Below are 15,118 nucleotides of genomic sequence, written 5' to 3'. Positions count from 1 at the left end.
TTCACTTCGTCCTCGATTGCGATTATTGACCCAGGATTCCACGCAGCTTCTGATTGTCTGATATGATGCTCCTCGCCTTGTTCACAAAGGAAATTTTCTTTGCCGCATCCTTGTTGAGCTGAATAATTTTTTGCACGAATGTCTGCGGATGATTGACGCAAAAGTCCTCGTCAAATATGTCTTCGGAATATCCGACGGTGCTTTCTTTGGTCGCAAGCACCGGGATGCCTTTCATGATCCCCTCGAGTATCTTGATTTTTGCTCCGCCCCCCAGCGTGTTGGGGACGATGAGAAAATCACAGCTGCGAATGTACTCATCCACGGATTTGACGGCTCCCGTCACGATGATTTGCTCGGAGTGGTATTTTTGAATCAACGGGCTAGGGTCGCGTCCGACCACGAACAGCCGATAACGATCATCCTGCTTGACGAGCTCCTGGAAAACATTTTCGATGAACCAGAGTGCTCCCAGCACATTGGGGTACCACTCCATGCTGCCCAGGAGCAGTAGATTGTAGCTCGGATGTTCCACATGTTCTCTCTCTTTAATCGTCGGATAGTTGTAGTAGGGGGGGATGACGTGAATGTGGTCAGCGGCTTTTCCCATTGCAGAAATGAGCTTTTTATCCTCCTCGGAAATCACCCAGATGTCGTCTACCGCCTGGATGGCTTGATGCTCCAGTCGCTTGATTCCGCGATTGAGCAGCCGCAGCTTCCACTTATCCTTTGCACGGGACTGATACCGGATTTCTTCGCGAGCGTTCATATGCTCGATATTGTGCTGGATGAGCACGAGCTTGGTCCGTTTTCGATCGATGTGCTTTTGGATCGTTTCGTACAAAAAGAACATGCGCAAGTGATCGAGAATGATGACGTCGTACTGCGTCTCGGACAGGAGTCGATCTGCTTCTTCCATCATCCGCGGCAAATATTTTTGCGTGCTGTCCCCGTAGAAGAGGACTTTCTTGTAGTTCTCCCATTTTGTCGGCTGATAGGGAACCAGTCTCATCTGCCGAAAGAGCTTCGAGTAGTAGAGATACTCCTCGGTTTCCACGTCCGTCTCCATGTATTCATAGGAAAGGACATCGAACGTGCTGTCAGGGCTTGCGATTCGCTCCAGGATGCCGAGAGAGTAGATCGCATCACCGGAGTTGACTGGAAACAGCTTTCCCGAAATGTACAATACTTGTTTTCCCATCGTTACCTCATCCTCATCTGGTTGTGAAATGGCAAACATCGCTTGAGAAAAGTCTTGCCCCGATACATTCGCAAAAGCGAGGGGTATTGCTGCAGAATCTCGAGTCTTTGCCGGAACAGCTCCTGTCTTTGAAGATCGCTGACCCCGCCTCCCTCGTATTTGCAGATCGCCTGGTCCACTTTTTCAAAGATGTCTCCGTTTTTTCGCATCTCCAGAACGGCTTTGAAATCAGCTGAAATCGAGTACCGGCAATCGTACAGGACGCGCTGATGCCGTCTCGTTGCAAACAGGATCGATTGATGGCAAATCATCTGTGTACTCATATAAAAATCGCTCAGCTGAACCGGCTGCGACACGATTTGGCCATCCCGATACATATTGCCGTACAAATGTTTGTCTCCCGTACGTCCTGGCAGGATCGCATCCAGCACGACATGATTGTAAAAGACGTCGCCCGCGTTCATGAAAATCACGTAATCACTGTCCGGGGAGACCAGGGATAGCCCTTTGTTCATCGCGTCATAAATGCCTTTGTCCGGCTCGGAAATCACTTCGTCGATCGCGTGTCGATAACGCTCGATGACAGCCAGCGTCTCGTCCGTAGAGCCTCCGTCGACGATGACATACTCCTTGTTGCGATACGTCTGGCTCATGACGCTTTTGATCGTGCTCGCAAGCCTCTCTCCTGCTTGATAGGTCACTGTAATGATGCTGATCTTCGGCAAATGCCGAGTTGCCGTCATCTCCGCTCCCCTTTCCCTGCCAGATCCGCGTGCAGGTGGAATCCTTTTAAATAGCCGATAAAGAAGAAAAACAAAGTCACATAGGTGTACGAAGCGATCAGCGTTGGCTCTACCATCATCGCCACGAGAAACGATACCGATAATCCAATGACCCCATACGACTGATCTGGTTTCTTTTTCAGGAAAGACAACAGGTAGGGCACATGCTTGAGCTGGATGACCAGCAGCAGCAGCATAGGGATGACGCCGACATACCAGCCTACGTCCAGCCACAGATTATGGGCGTAGTCGAACGGAGAGAAGTCCGTCTTCGCTCCTCCCATCGGATTCTCGAACAGGCCGATCAGCCCTTTGTACCAGAGTGCGTACCTCGGTGTGTCCAGCCCTTCGCTGAGCAAGCGATCCATAAAAGGATTTTCGAGCAAGCTTTTGGTCTCGGAGAAATCGATAAAAAATAGGTTCAGCGGCATGAGGCAAAACAAAATGATGAGCAGCACGAGCTTTTTGTGCGTCAGCTTCATCTGCGTGATGTACATGAGAGTAGCCAGTGAAAAAGCCAGCGCGCCGGCATAGATCGGACTGCGATTTTGCAGCATCAGATTAAAGAAGATACTCGCCGCAGCCAGCGCCAGAAAACAGCCTTTGAGCAACAGATTGATGCGGCTGTAAATCATCGAGACCAGGCAAATGCTCAAGGAAAAATAAATCCCGATGATCGGTCCGTTGATCGTCCCCCCGTTCCAAAACGACGGGACTGCCCGCTCTGCAATCAAGTAGTTGTTGCTCGCCACTTCCCCCAAGTGATTCATGGCATAGCTCGCCGTCGACAGCAAGGCGTAGGTGAACAGTCCTCCTACTGTTACGCCGAGGACGACACTGATATTCGTATAGTTCTGAGCCAGAAAATAGCCGATGATATAGGCAATGGTCATATTGGCGATGAGAAACATCATCTTGCTCTTAAGCCAGTCATCTTCCGTCGTAATTTCAAAGAGTACGCACATGGTGTAATAGAGGAAGGCAAAGAGGAAAACGAGAGAGGCATCCAACAAAAAGGAGACAGTCACATTCTTGTTCTTCAGGAAAAAGATCAGCGCCAAGCAAGGGAACAGACAGATGAGAGACAAATTGGGGACACTCGCGCCGTAGAGGAACACACTGGTGAGCAAAAGAAACGTAGCGAGCCTGTAGGTCGTCGCCTCCCGCCCGGAGGACAGATTTTCAGGATGACTTCTGGAAATGATGATAAACGTGTCCCTCACATGGATCCCCCCAAGAAACTCTCATCGTCTACGGTCGGACAATCAAGTGCTGCCCTCGATACCAGTCGTACGTCTGCTGAATTCCCGCCTCCAAAGTCGTGCCGGCACTCCAGCCCAAGCGCGCCATTCGGGAGACGTCGAGCCATTTGCGCGGGGTACCGTCCGGTTTATCCGAACGAAAGACGATCTCCCCCTGAAAACCGACAATGCGTTTGATCAGGCTCGCCAGCTCCCCGATCTCGACATCTTCTCCCGTACCGATATTTACAAACGGCGCCGTATCTTTCTGATCAAAGAACTTCATCAGATAGACGCAGGCATCTGCAAGATCATCGACATACAAAAACTCTCTTTTGGGCTTCCCTGTGCCCCACACCTCAACACTCGGTGCTTTCTGGATGGCAGCCTCGTGGAATTTACGCAGCAGAGCTGGCAGAACATGCGAGCTTTCCAGATCAAAATTGTCATTTGGCCCATACAGATTGGTGGGCATGACCGCGAGGAAGTTGGAGCCGTATTGGCGATTGTAGGCCTCGCACATCTTGATTCCCGCGATTTTTGCCAGGGCATACGGCTCGTTGGTCGGCTCTAGCTCTCCGCTTAGCAAGTATTCCTCCCGAATCGGCTGTGGTGCGAATTTGGGATAAATGCATGAGCTGCCAAGAAACAGCAGCTTTTTTACGCCGTACAAGTGGGCGGCATGAATCACGTTCGTCTGAATCACCAGGTTTTGATAGAGAAAGTCAGCTGGGTATTGCGAATTTGCTAGAATGCCCCCTACCTTCGCTGCTGCCAGAAACACGTATTCGGGCTGCTCCTGGGCAAAAAATCTCGCAACAGCTTCTTGATTCAGCAGATCGAGCTCGCTACGATCCCGCACAATCATACGCTCGAACCCTTGCGCTTCCAACGTTCTTTTTATCGCTGATCCCACGAGTCCACGGTGGCCTGCTACAAATATGCGTGCTTGTGAATCCACTTACAGGTACTCCCCTTTCGAGCGAATATTCAATTGAGCTATGATTTTCTTCAACCGAAACGGCACGAGTATCGCCTTGGTTTGCATCGCCCCCACCTGATGCAGCGGTTTGAAAAAGTAGCAGGAGGCATGCGTTTGGAACCAGTACGAGAATAGGGATGCAACAGTCGCCCCCATCGCACCGTATCTGGGAATCAGCAGCAGATTGAGCAGGACGTTCAGGATGCAGCCCATCACCGAAGTGACGAACTGCCATTTGGTGTAGTTCATCGTGTTGAGGAATGAGGAACGGGCTAAGCCGAGGTTGACGAACAGTCCAACCCATATGTAGCAGATCAAGAGTGAGGAGGCAGCCGAATACTCCTGCCCGAAAAACGAAACCAGAAAGGGTGCGAGGAAAGTCGTCGCAATCGCCACGATGTAGCCGATCAGAGCCATGACATCAAACAAATGCTGCAGTCTTTCATAAAAGATTTCCTCACTGATTTGTTTGGACGAAACAATGCTAGGATACGTCGAGGAAACGATGGCCAGCGGTACGAAATACCACATCTCCCCAAGTCGTACAACTACCGAATAGATCCCCAGTTCGTGGTTCCCAACGATATCCCCAATCATGATCTGATCAATGCGCATGTAGATCAGAATGGCGAGACTGGACAGGATCAACGGCCAGCTGTCCTTCAGCATCTCGAGAGAGCAGGTCAGCGATGCGCGCCATTTGCGCAGGTAGTTCCCATGTACCCGATAGCCGATCAGAAGTCCGATCATAATGATGACAGCTTCAGCCATGCCCGCATAGGCAAATGCGATGAGCGGCGCCTCGATGACGATCAGGACGACCTTCAGCATCGATATGACGAAGAAGGAAGTCGCATACGTGTATACCTTTACCTTGGCGTTCACCTGGGACTGGAACCAGTAGTCAATCGTATCGAACGCTTGGAGGATCATTCCCATCGCAACCAGAGCTACCATCCACTGCATATGAGGATCGTCTGGACGCAGAAAGATGATCAGAGCGATGGTGAAAGCGATTGTCGACAGGGAACCAAACAGCTTCAGGACAAACGCACTGCCCAATATCTCGTCTCTTCGCTCTGGCTGCCTGACGATATTGCGAACGACGATGCCTTCCAGCCCCAAAGCTGCTACCGTCGAGAACAGCGCCACAAAGGATTGGGCGTAGTTCAGCTGCCCGAACTGATCGGGGCCGAGGTAGCGAGCGATGGCGATCCCCACAAAAAAGGAGATGATCATCCGAAATATCCGCTCGACAGCCAGCCAGCTCGAGCTGATCACAATCTTTTTCAACACCTGGCTTCCGTTTACCAGGCTTACTAGAGAAAGGGCAAAAACACGGCATTTCTGTATCATAGGGTTAGGAGGATCTCTTTGTTTGCTTCTGCCAGATCCGCTCGCACCATGCTTCGAACCAGCTCATCAAATGTGCATTCCGGCTGCCAGCCCAGGACTTCCTTTGCCTTTCGAGGATCGCCCAGGAGAAGATCCACTTCCGTAGGTCGGAAATACTGCGGGTCTACTTGGACGATGACTTTGCCGGTCTGTGCATGTATCCCCACTTCCTCCACGCCGTGCCCCTGCCACACCAGCTCGATGCCGCATTCCCGAAAGGCAAGCTCGACAAACTCCCGTACGGAGTGCGTTTCTCCTGTGGCAATGACAAAGTCGTCCGGAGCTTCTTGCTGCAGCATCAGCCACATCGCCTTGATATAATCTTTCGCGTAGCCCCAATCCCGTTTGGCATCCAGATTGCCGAGGTACAGCCGCTCCTGCAAACCAAGGCGGATCCTCGCCGCCGCACGTGTGATCTTGCGGGTGACAAACGTTTCTCCACGCAGCGGGGATTCGTGGTTGAACAGAATGCCGTTGCAGGCAAACATCTGGTAGGCCTCCCGGTAGTTTACCGTGATCCAGTAAGCGTAGAGCTTCGCAGCCGCATAAGGGCTTCGTGGATAAAAAGGCGTAGTCTCGCGCTGAGGAACTTCCTGAACCAGTCCGTAGAGCTCGCTCGTGGAAGCTTGATAAAATTTGGTTTTTCCTGCGAGACCCAATATCCGGATGGCCTCCAGCAAGCGAAGTGTCCCGATTCCATCTGCGTTTGCCGTATATTCCGGTGTTTCAAACGACACCTTGACATGGCTTTGCGCGGCCAGGTTGTAGATCTCATCAGGCTGCACTTCCTGGATGATGCGGATGAGATTCGTCGAGTCGGTCAGGTCACCGTAATGGAGAAAGAATCGGCTGCTGGCGTCATGCCTGTCTTGATAAAGGTGGTCAATCCGATCTGTGTTGAACGAGGACGCTCTGCGTTTGACACCGTGCACCTCGTATCCTTGTTCCAGCAGAAACTCCGCCAGATAGGCTCCGTCTTGACCTGTGACCCCTGTAATGAGCGCTACTTTTTTCATCTGCTTGGACCTCTCCTTTATCCGAGAGCGGACTTACTCATCATCCGCTGCTTTTGCAAAACCCTGGATTTTCGGTAAATAGCATAAGAGTCGTATACGAGTACCAAAGCGATCGACAAGAAGAATCCAACGACAAACGCCATGGCGATGTTCAAAATCGGTCTAGGGTAAACGGGATAGGGATTATCCGAAACCTTTGCTTCGGAAATCACCTGAATGTTGTCGATCTTCATGATTTCTTTAATCTCTTCGACGGAAATTCGGGACAAGGTATTGGCGACTTCCACTGCGGTTACTGGCGACGGGTCTCGAACCGTAATTTCAATCACCTGAGAAGATTTCACGGGCTTAACCTCTATTTTGCTATCGAGCTCGGTTGTAGACAGTCGCAGCTTCATAGCGATCATCGCCTTCTCAAGCACCCTCGGACTTTTAATCATGACTTGATAGGTGTCCATCAGCTTGATGCTCGTTTGAATATCGTTGAAATCGATTTCCCTTGCCTGCTCGGCTTCCTCGGCAGAATTCGGCATCACCAGCAACTCTACGGATGCTCCGTATACCGGAGTGATGTAATAGTAGCTGTAAATACCGACGGCTGACGTGACAACCGTGGTGAAAACAATGACAATCCAGAGTCGTCGCCAGATCATGTCAAACAGCTCACGTACTTTCATATGCCCTCCTGGACTCCCAATATGAACGTTCTTTTTATAGAACGATTTCTTTTAGTGTACCTTATAGTCCATAAAAAAGAAACAATCATATCCATGCGAAAATCAAGCAAAAATCGGAGTATTCCCCCTTTTTCCGACATCATTTTCGCACTACTCGCATCCCTTATTGTCGTTCTTTATGAAGAATACTTTTTTGTCTGATTCCCTTGCTTTTGCGTCCACGCGTCCTTCCACGATTTCACCATCTCTTTGCTGATTCCCGAGCTTTGCAGTTCTCCGATCAGTGCTGCCCATTCCGGATCACAAGGAACGTTTCCCTTTTGGCGGTCATGCACATAGCGAACGAGACTGCCCAACTCCATTTCCAGCACCAGCGCAATTTTCTCCAGGATTTGAATGGAGGGATTTGTCTTGATCCCTCTCTCCAAAGAGTTCAAATACGACTTGGTGACTCCCGATCGCTCTGCCAGCTCAGACATGGACAGCCCTTTTTGCATTCGCAGCTCCTGTATACATTTCCCAAGCAATGACTAGCGCTCCCTTCATACCCACGCACAGTTTTTTTCAATCTCTTCCCAGGTCATATAAATGCGGATGATATCCTCCTCTACCAGGGACACTCCGGTTTGCACCTCGATAAATTCGAGATCCGTAATCGCTTTGATCGCATGCTTCGTCTCAACCGGAATCGTCAGGACATCGCCCGCCTGAACATGGAATATTTTATCGTCCAGGCAAAAAACCCCTTCGCCCCGGATGATCGTCCACACCTCGCTGCGCATGTAATGAAGCTGATAGCTCAAGTTTTTTCCTGCCGATACGCCAATCCGTTTGGTCAATACTTCCCGTCCGTCCACCGACTTGTCGTGGTCGAGCACCCTGTACCAGCCCCAGCGGCGCTCCTCAAACATCGGACGGGTAGCGATGTCTTTGACGATTTCCTTCACATGATGGCTGACCGTTTTCTCGGCGATCAGGATGCCGTCCGGACTAGCCGCTACGATCGCGTTGGACAAGCCCATCACGACCACGGGGATATCCAGCTCATTGACGAGATGCGTAGATCGGCAGGTTTCATCTATGAGACCTTTCCCTACCTGACGCTCCTTCATCTGATCGGTCAGCGTGTTCCACGTGCCGAGATCGCTCCAGCTTCCTTCGTATGGCAAAACGGCAATACGGCTTGTTTTTTCTACTACCTCGTAGTCAAAGCTGATCGATGAGAGTCCGTGATACTGCCTCAGCAGCTCCTCAAAATGAATCGGAATCCCTTTGTCAATCAGGCTGGTGATCATCGTCTCCAGGCGGAAGGCAAATACGCCGCAGTTCCAAAGCGCTTGCTGCTCGATCAGCTTTTCCGCCACGTCTTTGGAAGGCTTCTCGGTAAAGTGGTTTACCTGATAGTACGGCATGCTGTCATGGCGAGGGTGAGGCACGATATAGCCGTACTTTTCAGAAGGATAGGTCGGTTTTACCCCTACCAGGGCGAGCTGTGCCTCGGAGTCGCCAAGGACGTGCTCCAGCTGCTTCAGCTTCTCGAAGAAAGCATCGTCGACATAGGCATCTACGGGCATGACGACACACACTTCGTTCATGCTGATTTCCTTCATCGAATACAGGTAGACAGCCGCCAGCGCAATCGCTGGAAAGGTGTCCCGACGCTGCGGCTCCACCAGCAGCTCTACATCGCAGCCGATCTGATTTTGGATGATATCGACCTGTGTGCTGCTAGTCGAAATGATGGAATCCTCCTGCAGATGAGCGGCTCCCAGCTGCTTCCAGATGCGCTGGATCATCGATTCCATGTCCCCCTGTTCGTTTTGGAGCAAGCGAAGAAACTGCTTGGATCTGGCATCATTGGACAGTGGCCACAATCTTTTTCCCGAACCGCCTGACAGCAAAATCAGCTTCACTGACATTTCCCCCGTTCATCTGTTATTACTCGTTATTGGCGGTATTCGCCATGTCGTAATAGCCGAATAGCCGCAGCAGCTTTTTCTTGTTCTCATCGTTTTCATAGGCAACGCCAGCCGCTTGCTCCCGCTGTAGAACGACCCGTATGGTCTGGAGCAAAATCTTGATATCGAGAACGAACGAATACGTTTTGACGTACAAAATATCGAAGCGAAGTTTGTCTTCCACCTTTGTGCTGTAGTTAGCCAAAATCTGTGCCAGCCCGGTTATTCCCGGTTTGACAGACAAGCGATACGCGTAGTCCGGGATGCTCTCCTGAAACTGCTGGATGAAAAAGGGGCGCTCCGGTCTTGGCCCTACCAGACTCATTTCGCCTTTTAACACATTGAACAGCTGGGGGATTTCGTCCAAACGAGTGGAGCGCATAAACCTTCCGATCGGAGTAATGCGCGGGTCCTTTGCAGCTGCCAGAACCGGTCCCGTCCATTTCTCCGCATCCACCACCATGCTGCGGAATTTGTAGATGAGGTAGGACCGCCCGCCCTCTCCCAGCCGCTCCTGCTTGAAAATCGCCGGACCTGGTGAGGTGAGCTTGATCAATACGTACAAGAGCAGCATGACTGGCGCCAGGAGAAGAATCAGGAAGCCGGACACCAGTAAATCAAAGCATCGCTTGATCAAAAGCTTTCTCGGGACGAAGCGTGGAGGCTGGATGGACAGCACCAGAAGATCGTCGATTTGCTGCAGCTCGGACTCGATAGCGAGCAGCTCGACCATTTCCGGTACAGCCAGCACCTCTTTTTCGTGCTTGATACATAAGCTGATGATTTCTGCCTTGTCCTCCCGGTTCAGATCGGGACCGAGCAAGACGACGTCCACTTCCGCCATTTTCTTATGCAAGAGCCTTCTGCTGTGGGCAGGAAGGAAGCCGTGGATGATGAACCAGCCTTTGGAATGGTTCATGCACTTTTCTGCCAAAGACACACCGCTATCGAGGCTGTCTCCTACGATCAATACTTTTTTGCTCCCGTGCTTCTTCCGCGCTAGCTGCCAGATCAAATAACGGCTGAATCCGAGAACGAAAAATTGCAAAAACGTCGCAAACAAAATCACACTGCGCGGGAACGAAAAGCCTTTGCCCATATACGTCATGGACATGGTCAGGACCATCACGAGCAGGACAGACAAGAAGATGGTGTACAGCAGATGGTGCAAGCTTTTTCGCTTCCAGTCCGAGTACAGGTCGAACATGTAAAACGCGATTAGACAAAACAGAGAAATCCACGGAAACAGGGCCAAGTACGGTTTGACATTGCGCAGCGGCACGTCAAACGAAAAACGGGATAAAAACGCAATCACATAGCACGCGTTCAAGAGTCCAACATCGAGCATTGCCAACAGAAACAGTCGAAGCTTCAAGGTGTTGCCCCTCATAGGTTCCTCCTGCCATTTTCAAAAGGATCATCAGCCGTATGCGATGGACATTCTGTTTCGAACGTATTGAATCGTTTGGTGCAGTCCTCGGTGCAAGGTCACTTGCGGCTCCCATTTCAGCAGTTCACGGGTCTTTTCGTTGCTCAGACAACTGTGCCGAATGTCCCCTTCTCTCGCTGGCAGGTAGATGGGCTCGATTGCGAGCGACAGCATTTCGTTTAAAAGCGTAACCAGATCATTGATGCTCAGTGCGTGACTCGTGGAGACATTCAGCACTTCTCTGGCTCCGTATTGCAGAGCGGCCACATTGGCAGCTGCTACGTCCTCCACATGGATAAAATCTCTCGTCTGCCACCCGTCACCGAATACCTTTGGCGGCAAGCTTTGCAGCATGTTCTGGATAAAGCGCGGAATGACTCCGCCTTCTCCCGTCAACTCCTGCCGCTCCCCGTAGACGTTGGCGTAGCGCAGGATCGTATAATCCAGTCCATATTGATCGGAGGTTACTCGGATGTATTGCTCAGGTGTGTATTTGGATATGCCATAGCAGGAAAGGGGTCGGGTCTGGTGTGTCTCTTCAATGAGGGGGGTGTGTGGGATGCCATAAACGGCTGCTGAAGATGCGTAAATGAACTTTTTCACTTGATGTAAAACGGCGCACTCCAATAGTCGGAGGGTACCGAAAATATTGACGCTAGCATCGTGAAGCGGTGCCACCATCGAATGGCGGACATCGATTTGGGCAGCCTGGTGGATGACGATATCCGGCTTTTCCGCGGCAAACACGGACTGCAGCTCGTGACTGGTAATATCGCACCGATAGAACTTCGCCAACGGGTGAATCTGTTCGTTTTTGCCCGTCGATAGATTGTCTACAATGACAACCTGATATTGATTCGCGATGAGTTGATCCACAATGTGTGATCCAATAAAACCGGCTCCGCCCGTCACGAGTACTTTCATCGCTCTCTCCCTTTTTCATGGAAACTTGTCGTTACCAGCTTTTTGCCTAGCTGTCTGCCGATCGGATGATATTCCACTGCGTCGTCTTCCAAGACCGAATCGTGCAAGCAATTCCTTCCATCGAAGACAACAGCTTCTCGCATCGCTCGCAGCTTGGGAACAAAAGCGGGAAGGGTAAACTCTTGCCATTCCGTCAAGACAAAAGCTGCGTCTGCGCCTGCCAGCGCCTGTTCAGCACTTTCGAACAGCTCCACTTGAGCAGGCAGGTAGGTTCGAGCATGGTTCATGCTGACGGGATCGTACGCGACGACCTGCGCTCCGTGCTCCAGCAAAGCGGCTGCAATCCCTAGAGACGGCGCCTCTCTCATGTCATCCGTGTCCGGCTTAAAAGAAAGCCCCAGCAGCGCTATTCGCTTTCCGCGCAAATCTCCGAATCGACTGGCTGCCTTCTCGACCAGCCTCATCTGCTGCTTGCGGTTCACGCGCTCCACAGCCTGCAGGATTTGGAGCTGATCTCCTGACAGCTCTGCCATGCCCAGGAGCGCTTTGACATCCTTGGGAAAGCAGGAACCTCCATAGCCGATTCCAGCGCGCAGGAACTTTTCCCCGATTCGTTGATCCATGCCCATTCCCCGCGCCACATCCTCGATCGTCGCTCCCAGGCTCTCGCATAGGTTGGCGATCTCGTTGATAAAGCTGATCTTCGTTGCCAGAAAGGCGTTGGACGCATACTTGATCATCTCTGCGCTGCGAATGTCCGTATGCAAAATGGGGATGTGCAAAGGCTCATAAATAGCGGCGAGGATTCCTGCCACTTCTGCATCATCGGTGCCGATCACGATCCTGTCTCCGTGAAAGGTGTCGTAGACCGCTGACCCCTCCCGTAAAAACTCCGGATTGGAGGCTACCCGTACCGAGACAGGATGTACGAGATGCTCTGCGATGATTTGTGCCAGAAACGTGTTCGTCCCAATCGGCACCGTGCTTTTGATGACGACAATGACGTCGTGCTGCACATGGCGTCCGATCGTTTGGGCTACGGTAATCAACGCCTGCAGATCCGGCATGCCATCAATCCCCTGCGGCGTGCCCACCGCTATGAAAATCGCCTCCGCATTCGCAAACGCTGCCCCTGGATTGACTGTAAACGCAATCCTTTTTTCCTTTCTCTGCTGATCCAGCATCTCTCCCAGACCAGGCTCGTAAAAGGGAACCTCTCCCGACGATAGCTGTGCGATTTTATCCTCGTCCACATCCACGCATGTCACCTGGTGGCCGATCTTTGCCAAGCAAACACCTGTAACGAGTCCTACATATCCTGTTCCGACGATGGCAATTCTCATGGCTTCCTACCCTCTCCCGTTATGTCCATCCCACGCTTTTTTTCCATGCATTCCAGCCGTAGTGCAGGAAGCACCACGCTGCGTGCACCAGACCCAGCTTTTCGATATCCCGGTACAGCCTCCAGGTATGCCGGGCGGCTTTCCATTTGTTGCTGGAGATCGAGCCGCCTACCTTGCGATACAAGGACAGCTCCTCTGAAATACCGTACGCGATCTGCCCTTGCTTGAGGATTTGCAGCCACATCGCTGTATCCTGACGAGTCCGAATGTTCGGCATCTGGACCGTCCCCAGCTTTTCACGATCAAGCATGACAGTCAGGCACCCGATGATGGTGTTCTTCAAAAGTCCCTGATAATCGATTTGCTCCGGTATCGGTACAGCTACTCCCGTCTCCGTGCCATTTTCCGCAATGATGCGATACTGGGTGAACGAGAAGGCGATGTCGCGCTCCTGCATGAAAGCTACCTGCGTCGCCAGCTTTTCCGGCAGCCACAAATCATCGCTGTCCAGAAAGGCCAGATACTTCCCTTTGGCGGAAGAGATCCCTGTATTTCGGGCAACCGCCGCTCCCCCGTTCTGTTCGAGGGCAATCAGGCGAATACGCGGGTCGTTCAGCTCGTCTTGGATGACGGCTCTCGTATCGTCACTCGAGGCGTCGTCGATGAGAATCATCTCCCAATGGGGGTACGTCTGCCCTTTCACGGAGTCAATGGTCGCTTTAATGAACTTGGCTGCGTTGTAAGTAGGCGTAATGACGGATACCAACGGCTGCGTCTGTATATCCTGACTCGCTCTGACAGAAGAACTCATCATTGTGCTACTCCTCTCACCAACGATTGATCCGTCTTTGTTAGCGTCTGGTACAGCCTGATCAGCTTTTCCGATTCCCGCTCCCAGTTGTACTCGTTTATCGTGTAAGCCATCCCTTTTTGCCCCATCTCCTGCGCCAGCGCGGGCAAGTCGTGCAGAAACACGATCGCCTGTGCGATTTCCAAAGCATCCGTTTCTCTCACGAATACGCCGGAGCCGACATGTCCCACTTTTCCCCTCCACACGGCAAAATCGCTGGCGATGAACGGGATTCCAAACCTTTGATATTCATAAATTTTGTTCGGACTTGTTTTGGCGTGGTCGCCTATGTTTTGAATCGTGATCAATCCTGCATCCGCTTGGATCATATAGGCAAAAGCCTCTTCCTGGGGCAGTTCTCCCCGATAGTCGACATGCTTCCAGCCTGGCTTTGTCATCGCTTCCTTCCAGCCTGCCTGATCATGCACCGGACCAATCAGCCACATTCGCACAGGAAACAGCTGATTCACATATTCCAGCGCATCTACCATTTGCAGCAACCCGCGTGTACGTCCGATCGTCCCCACGTAGATCACGCGAAACTCTGCCGGCTTTGCGATCGAGCGGCTATGTGCGTAGGCTCTGTCGATCAGCTCACCACTGGCGATCGGAGCGTTTTCGATCACGACGCCCTTTTTCCCCAACCGTGCAGCAACATCCGGCTGAGTCGCGATGGCCGCATCAAAACATCTCCCTGCCCACGCCTCCAGCTGTCCAACAGCCTTGGCCATGAATTGGCGCAATCGCCCTGGAATCCATTCGCGCATCAGAATTCGCTGTGTAAAATCTTCATGCGTATCGTAGATGACCGTTTTCCCCATCAGCTTCAGGAAAAATCCCAGAAGCAGTGTATCCGGATTGTGCAGGTGGATGATCGCTGCTCGCGTTTGCAAGATTTTGGCCAGCATCAGCGGCTGCATCAGAAATCGCTGCAATCGATTCTTGTACCGCGGGACCCCTTCCACACGGAGGTGACCTTGTACCCGCTCCCTCGTCTCATCCGCACCTTTTCTAGCCAGAAGTACGACCTCATACCCAGCAGCGGCGAGGGCTTTCGCTTCCTTTTGATACACCCTGACATCCGTGTGAATGTGCACAGGTGCATAGATGCATACCTTCGTTGCAGCTCCCATTCGGTCTCCACGTTCATCCTTCCTGATCGGTTTTCGTTCTTTATAAGGAACGATATGTCCTAGTATATTCTGCCTATAAGCAAAACAAAAACGGCCAAATTAGCTGTTTTCAGCCATTTTAGCCGTTTTCATTCGTTTATCTCGATTTATCACTATTGTTCTTAAAAAAGAACGAATTGATTGTAACTGT

The 15,118-nt window shown here is 51.6% G+C and carries 14 protein-coding genes; all 14 read right to left on the bottom strand.

Annotation, left to right across the window (positions count from 1 at the left end):
* Positions 1 to 22: 22 nt before the first annotated feature.
* The gene (locus tag EDM59_RS25025; protein ID WP_183193037.1) at positions 23 to 1,198 is read right to left on the bottom strand and encodes a glycosyltransferase family 4 protein; all 1,176 of its coding nucleotides are present in this window, start codon (positions 1,196 to 1,198) and stop codon (positions 23 to 25) included.
* A 2-nt stretch (positions 1,199 to 1,200) separates the two neighbouring features.
* Positions 1,201 to 1,941 carry a glycosyltransferase family 2 protein gene (locus EDM59_RS25020; RefSeq protein ID WP_122926256.1) on the bottom strand — a complete coding sequence of 247 codons (741 nt, stop codon included), beginning with the start codon at positions 1,939 to 1,941 and terminating at the stop codon, positions 1,201 to 1,203.
* Positions 1,938 to 3,203: a hypothetical protein gene (locus tag EDM59_RS25015; protein ID WP_122926102.1), complete on the bottom strand. Its 1,266-nt coding sequence runs from the start codon at positions 3,201 to 3,203 to the stop codon at positions 1,938 to 1,940. Before EDM59_RS25015 ends, EDM59_RS25020 begins: the two co-directional genes overlap by 4 nt.
* 28 nt (positions 3,204 to 3,231) lie before the next feature.
* Entirely contained in the window at positions 3,232 to 4,182 is a 951-nt protein-coding gene (locus EDM59_RS25010) for a GDP-L-fucose synthase family protein (protein WP_122926101.1), read from the bottom strand.
* Positions 4,183 to 5,496 (bottom strand): flippase, encoded by a 1,314-nt coding sequence (locus EDM59_RS25005; protein WP_183193036.1) that lies wholly within the window; start codon positions 5,494 to 5,496, stop codon positions 4,183 to 4,185.
* A gap of 59 nt (positions 5,497 to 5,555) precedes the next feature.
* A complete protein-coding gene (gene gmd / locus EDM59_RS25000) occupies positions 5,556 to 6,614 on the bottom strand; it encodes a GDP-mannose 4,6-dehydratase (RefSeq protein WP_122926099.1) in 1,059 nt (352 codons plus the stop codon).
* Between the two features lie 17 nt (positions 6,615 to 6,631).
* Positions 6,632 to 7,291: a YveK family protein gene (locus EDM59_RS24995; protein ID WP_122926098.1), complete on the bottom strand. Its 660-nt coding sequence runs from the start codon at positions 7,289 to 7,291 to the stop codon at positions 6,632 to 6,634.
* Positions 7,292 to 7,467: 176 nt separating this feature from the next.
* Positions 7,468 to 7,818, bottom strand: coding sequence for a helix-turn-helix domain-containing protein (locus EDM59_RS24990; RefSeq protein WP_122926097.1), 351 nt, complete (start codon positions 7,816 to 7,818; stop codon positions 7,468 to 7,470).
* Positions 7,819 to 7,833: 15 nt separating this feature from the next.
* Positions 7,834 to 9,204: a sugar phosphate nucleotidyltransferase gene (locus tag EDM59_RS24985; RefSeq protein ID WP_122926096.1), complete on the bottom strand. Its 1,371-nt coding sequence runs from the start codon at positions 9,202 to 9,204 to the stop codon at positions 7,834 to 7,836.
* Between the two features lie 25 nt (positions 9,205 to 9,229).
* Positions 9,230 to 10,639, bottom strand: coding sequence for a sugar transferase (locus EDM59_RS24980; RefSeq protein WP_122926095.1), 1,410 nt, complete (start codon positions 10,637 to 10,639; stop codon positions 9,230 to 9,232).
* Positions 10,640 to 10,669: 30 nt separating this feature from the next.
* Complete coding sequence (locus tag EDM59_RS24975) at positions 10,670 to 11,602, bottom strand: NAD-dependent epimerase/dehydratase family protein (protein ID WP_122926094.1); 933 nt, start codon at positions 11,600 to 11,602, stop codon at positions 10,670 to 10,672.
* Positions 11,599 to 12,945 carry a UDP-glucose dehydrogenase family protein gene (locus tag EDM59_RS24970; RefSeq protein ID WP_122926093.1) on the bottom strand — a complete coding sequence of 449 codons (1,347 nt, stop codon included), beginning with the start codon at positions 12,943 to 12,945 and terminating at the stop codon, positions 11,599 to 11,601. The genes EDM59_RS24975 and EDM59_RS24970 overlap by 4 nt, the downstream gene beginning before the upstream one ends.
* 19 nt (positions 12,946 to 12,964) lie before the next feature.
* The gene (locus tag EDM59_RS24965; protein ID WP_122926092.1) at positions 12,965 to 13,756 is read right to left on the bottom strand and encodes a glycosyltransferase family 2 protein; all 792 of its coding nucleotides are present in this window, start codon (positions 13,754 to 13,756) and stop codon (positions 12,965 to 12,967) included.
* Entirely contained in the window at positions 13,756 to 14,928 is a 1,173-nt protein-coding gene (locus EDM59_RS24960; protein WP_122926091.1) for a glycosyltransferase family 4 protein, read from the bottom strand. The genes EDM59_RS24965 and EDM59_RS24960 overlap by 1 nt, the downstream gene beginning before the upstream one ends.
* Between the last annotated feature and the right edge of the window lie 190 nt (positions 14,929 to 15,118).

Source organism: Brevibacillus nitrificans, from assembly GCF_003710965.1.
Classification (GTDB): domain Bacteria; phylum Bacillota; class Bacilli; order Brevibacillales; family Brevibacillaceae; genus Brevibacillus; species Brevibacillus centrosporus.
Note: the sequence above shows the minus strand (reverse complement) of the source record. Positions and strands in the feature narration are given on the sequence as shown.

Coding starts and splice junctions, on each gene's coding strand:
- EDM59_RS25025 (WP_183193037.1), bottom strand. CDS start 1,198: ATGGGAAAACAAGTATTGTACATTTCGGGAAAGCTGTTTCCAGTCAAC.
- EDM59_RS25020 (WP_122926256.1), bottom strand. CDS start 1,941: ATGACGGCAACTCGGCATTTGCCGAAGATCAGCATCATTACAGTGACC.
- gmd (WP_122926099.1), bottom strand. CDS start 6,614: ATGAAAAAAGTAGCGCTCATTACAGGGGTCACAGGTCAAGACGGAGCC.
- EDM59_RS24995 (WP_122926098.1), bottom strand. CDS start 7,291: ATGAAAGTACGTGAGCTGTTTGACATGATCTGGCGACGACTCTGGATT.
- EDM59_RS24980 (WP_122926095.1), bottom strand. CDS start 10,639: ATGAGGGGCAACACCTTGAAGCTTCGACTGTTTCTGTTGGCAATGCTC.
- EDM59_RS24975 (WP_122926094.1), bottom strand. CDS start 11,602: ATGAAAGTACTCGTGACGGGCGGAGCCGGTTTTATTGGATCACACATT.
- EDM59_RS24970 (WP_122926093.1), bottom strand. CDS start 12,945: ATGAGAATTGCCATCGTCGGAACAGGATATGTAGGACTCGTTACAGGT.
- EDM59_RS24965 (WP_122926092.1), bottom strand. CDS start 13,756: ATGAGTTCTTCTGTCAGAGCGAGTCAGGATATACAGACGCAGCCGTTG.
- EDM59_RS24960 (WP_122926091.1), bottom strand. CDS start 14,928: ATGGGAGCTGCAACGAAGGTATGCATCTATGCACCTGTGCACATTCAC.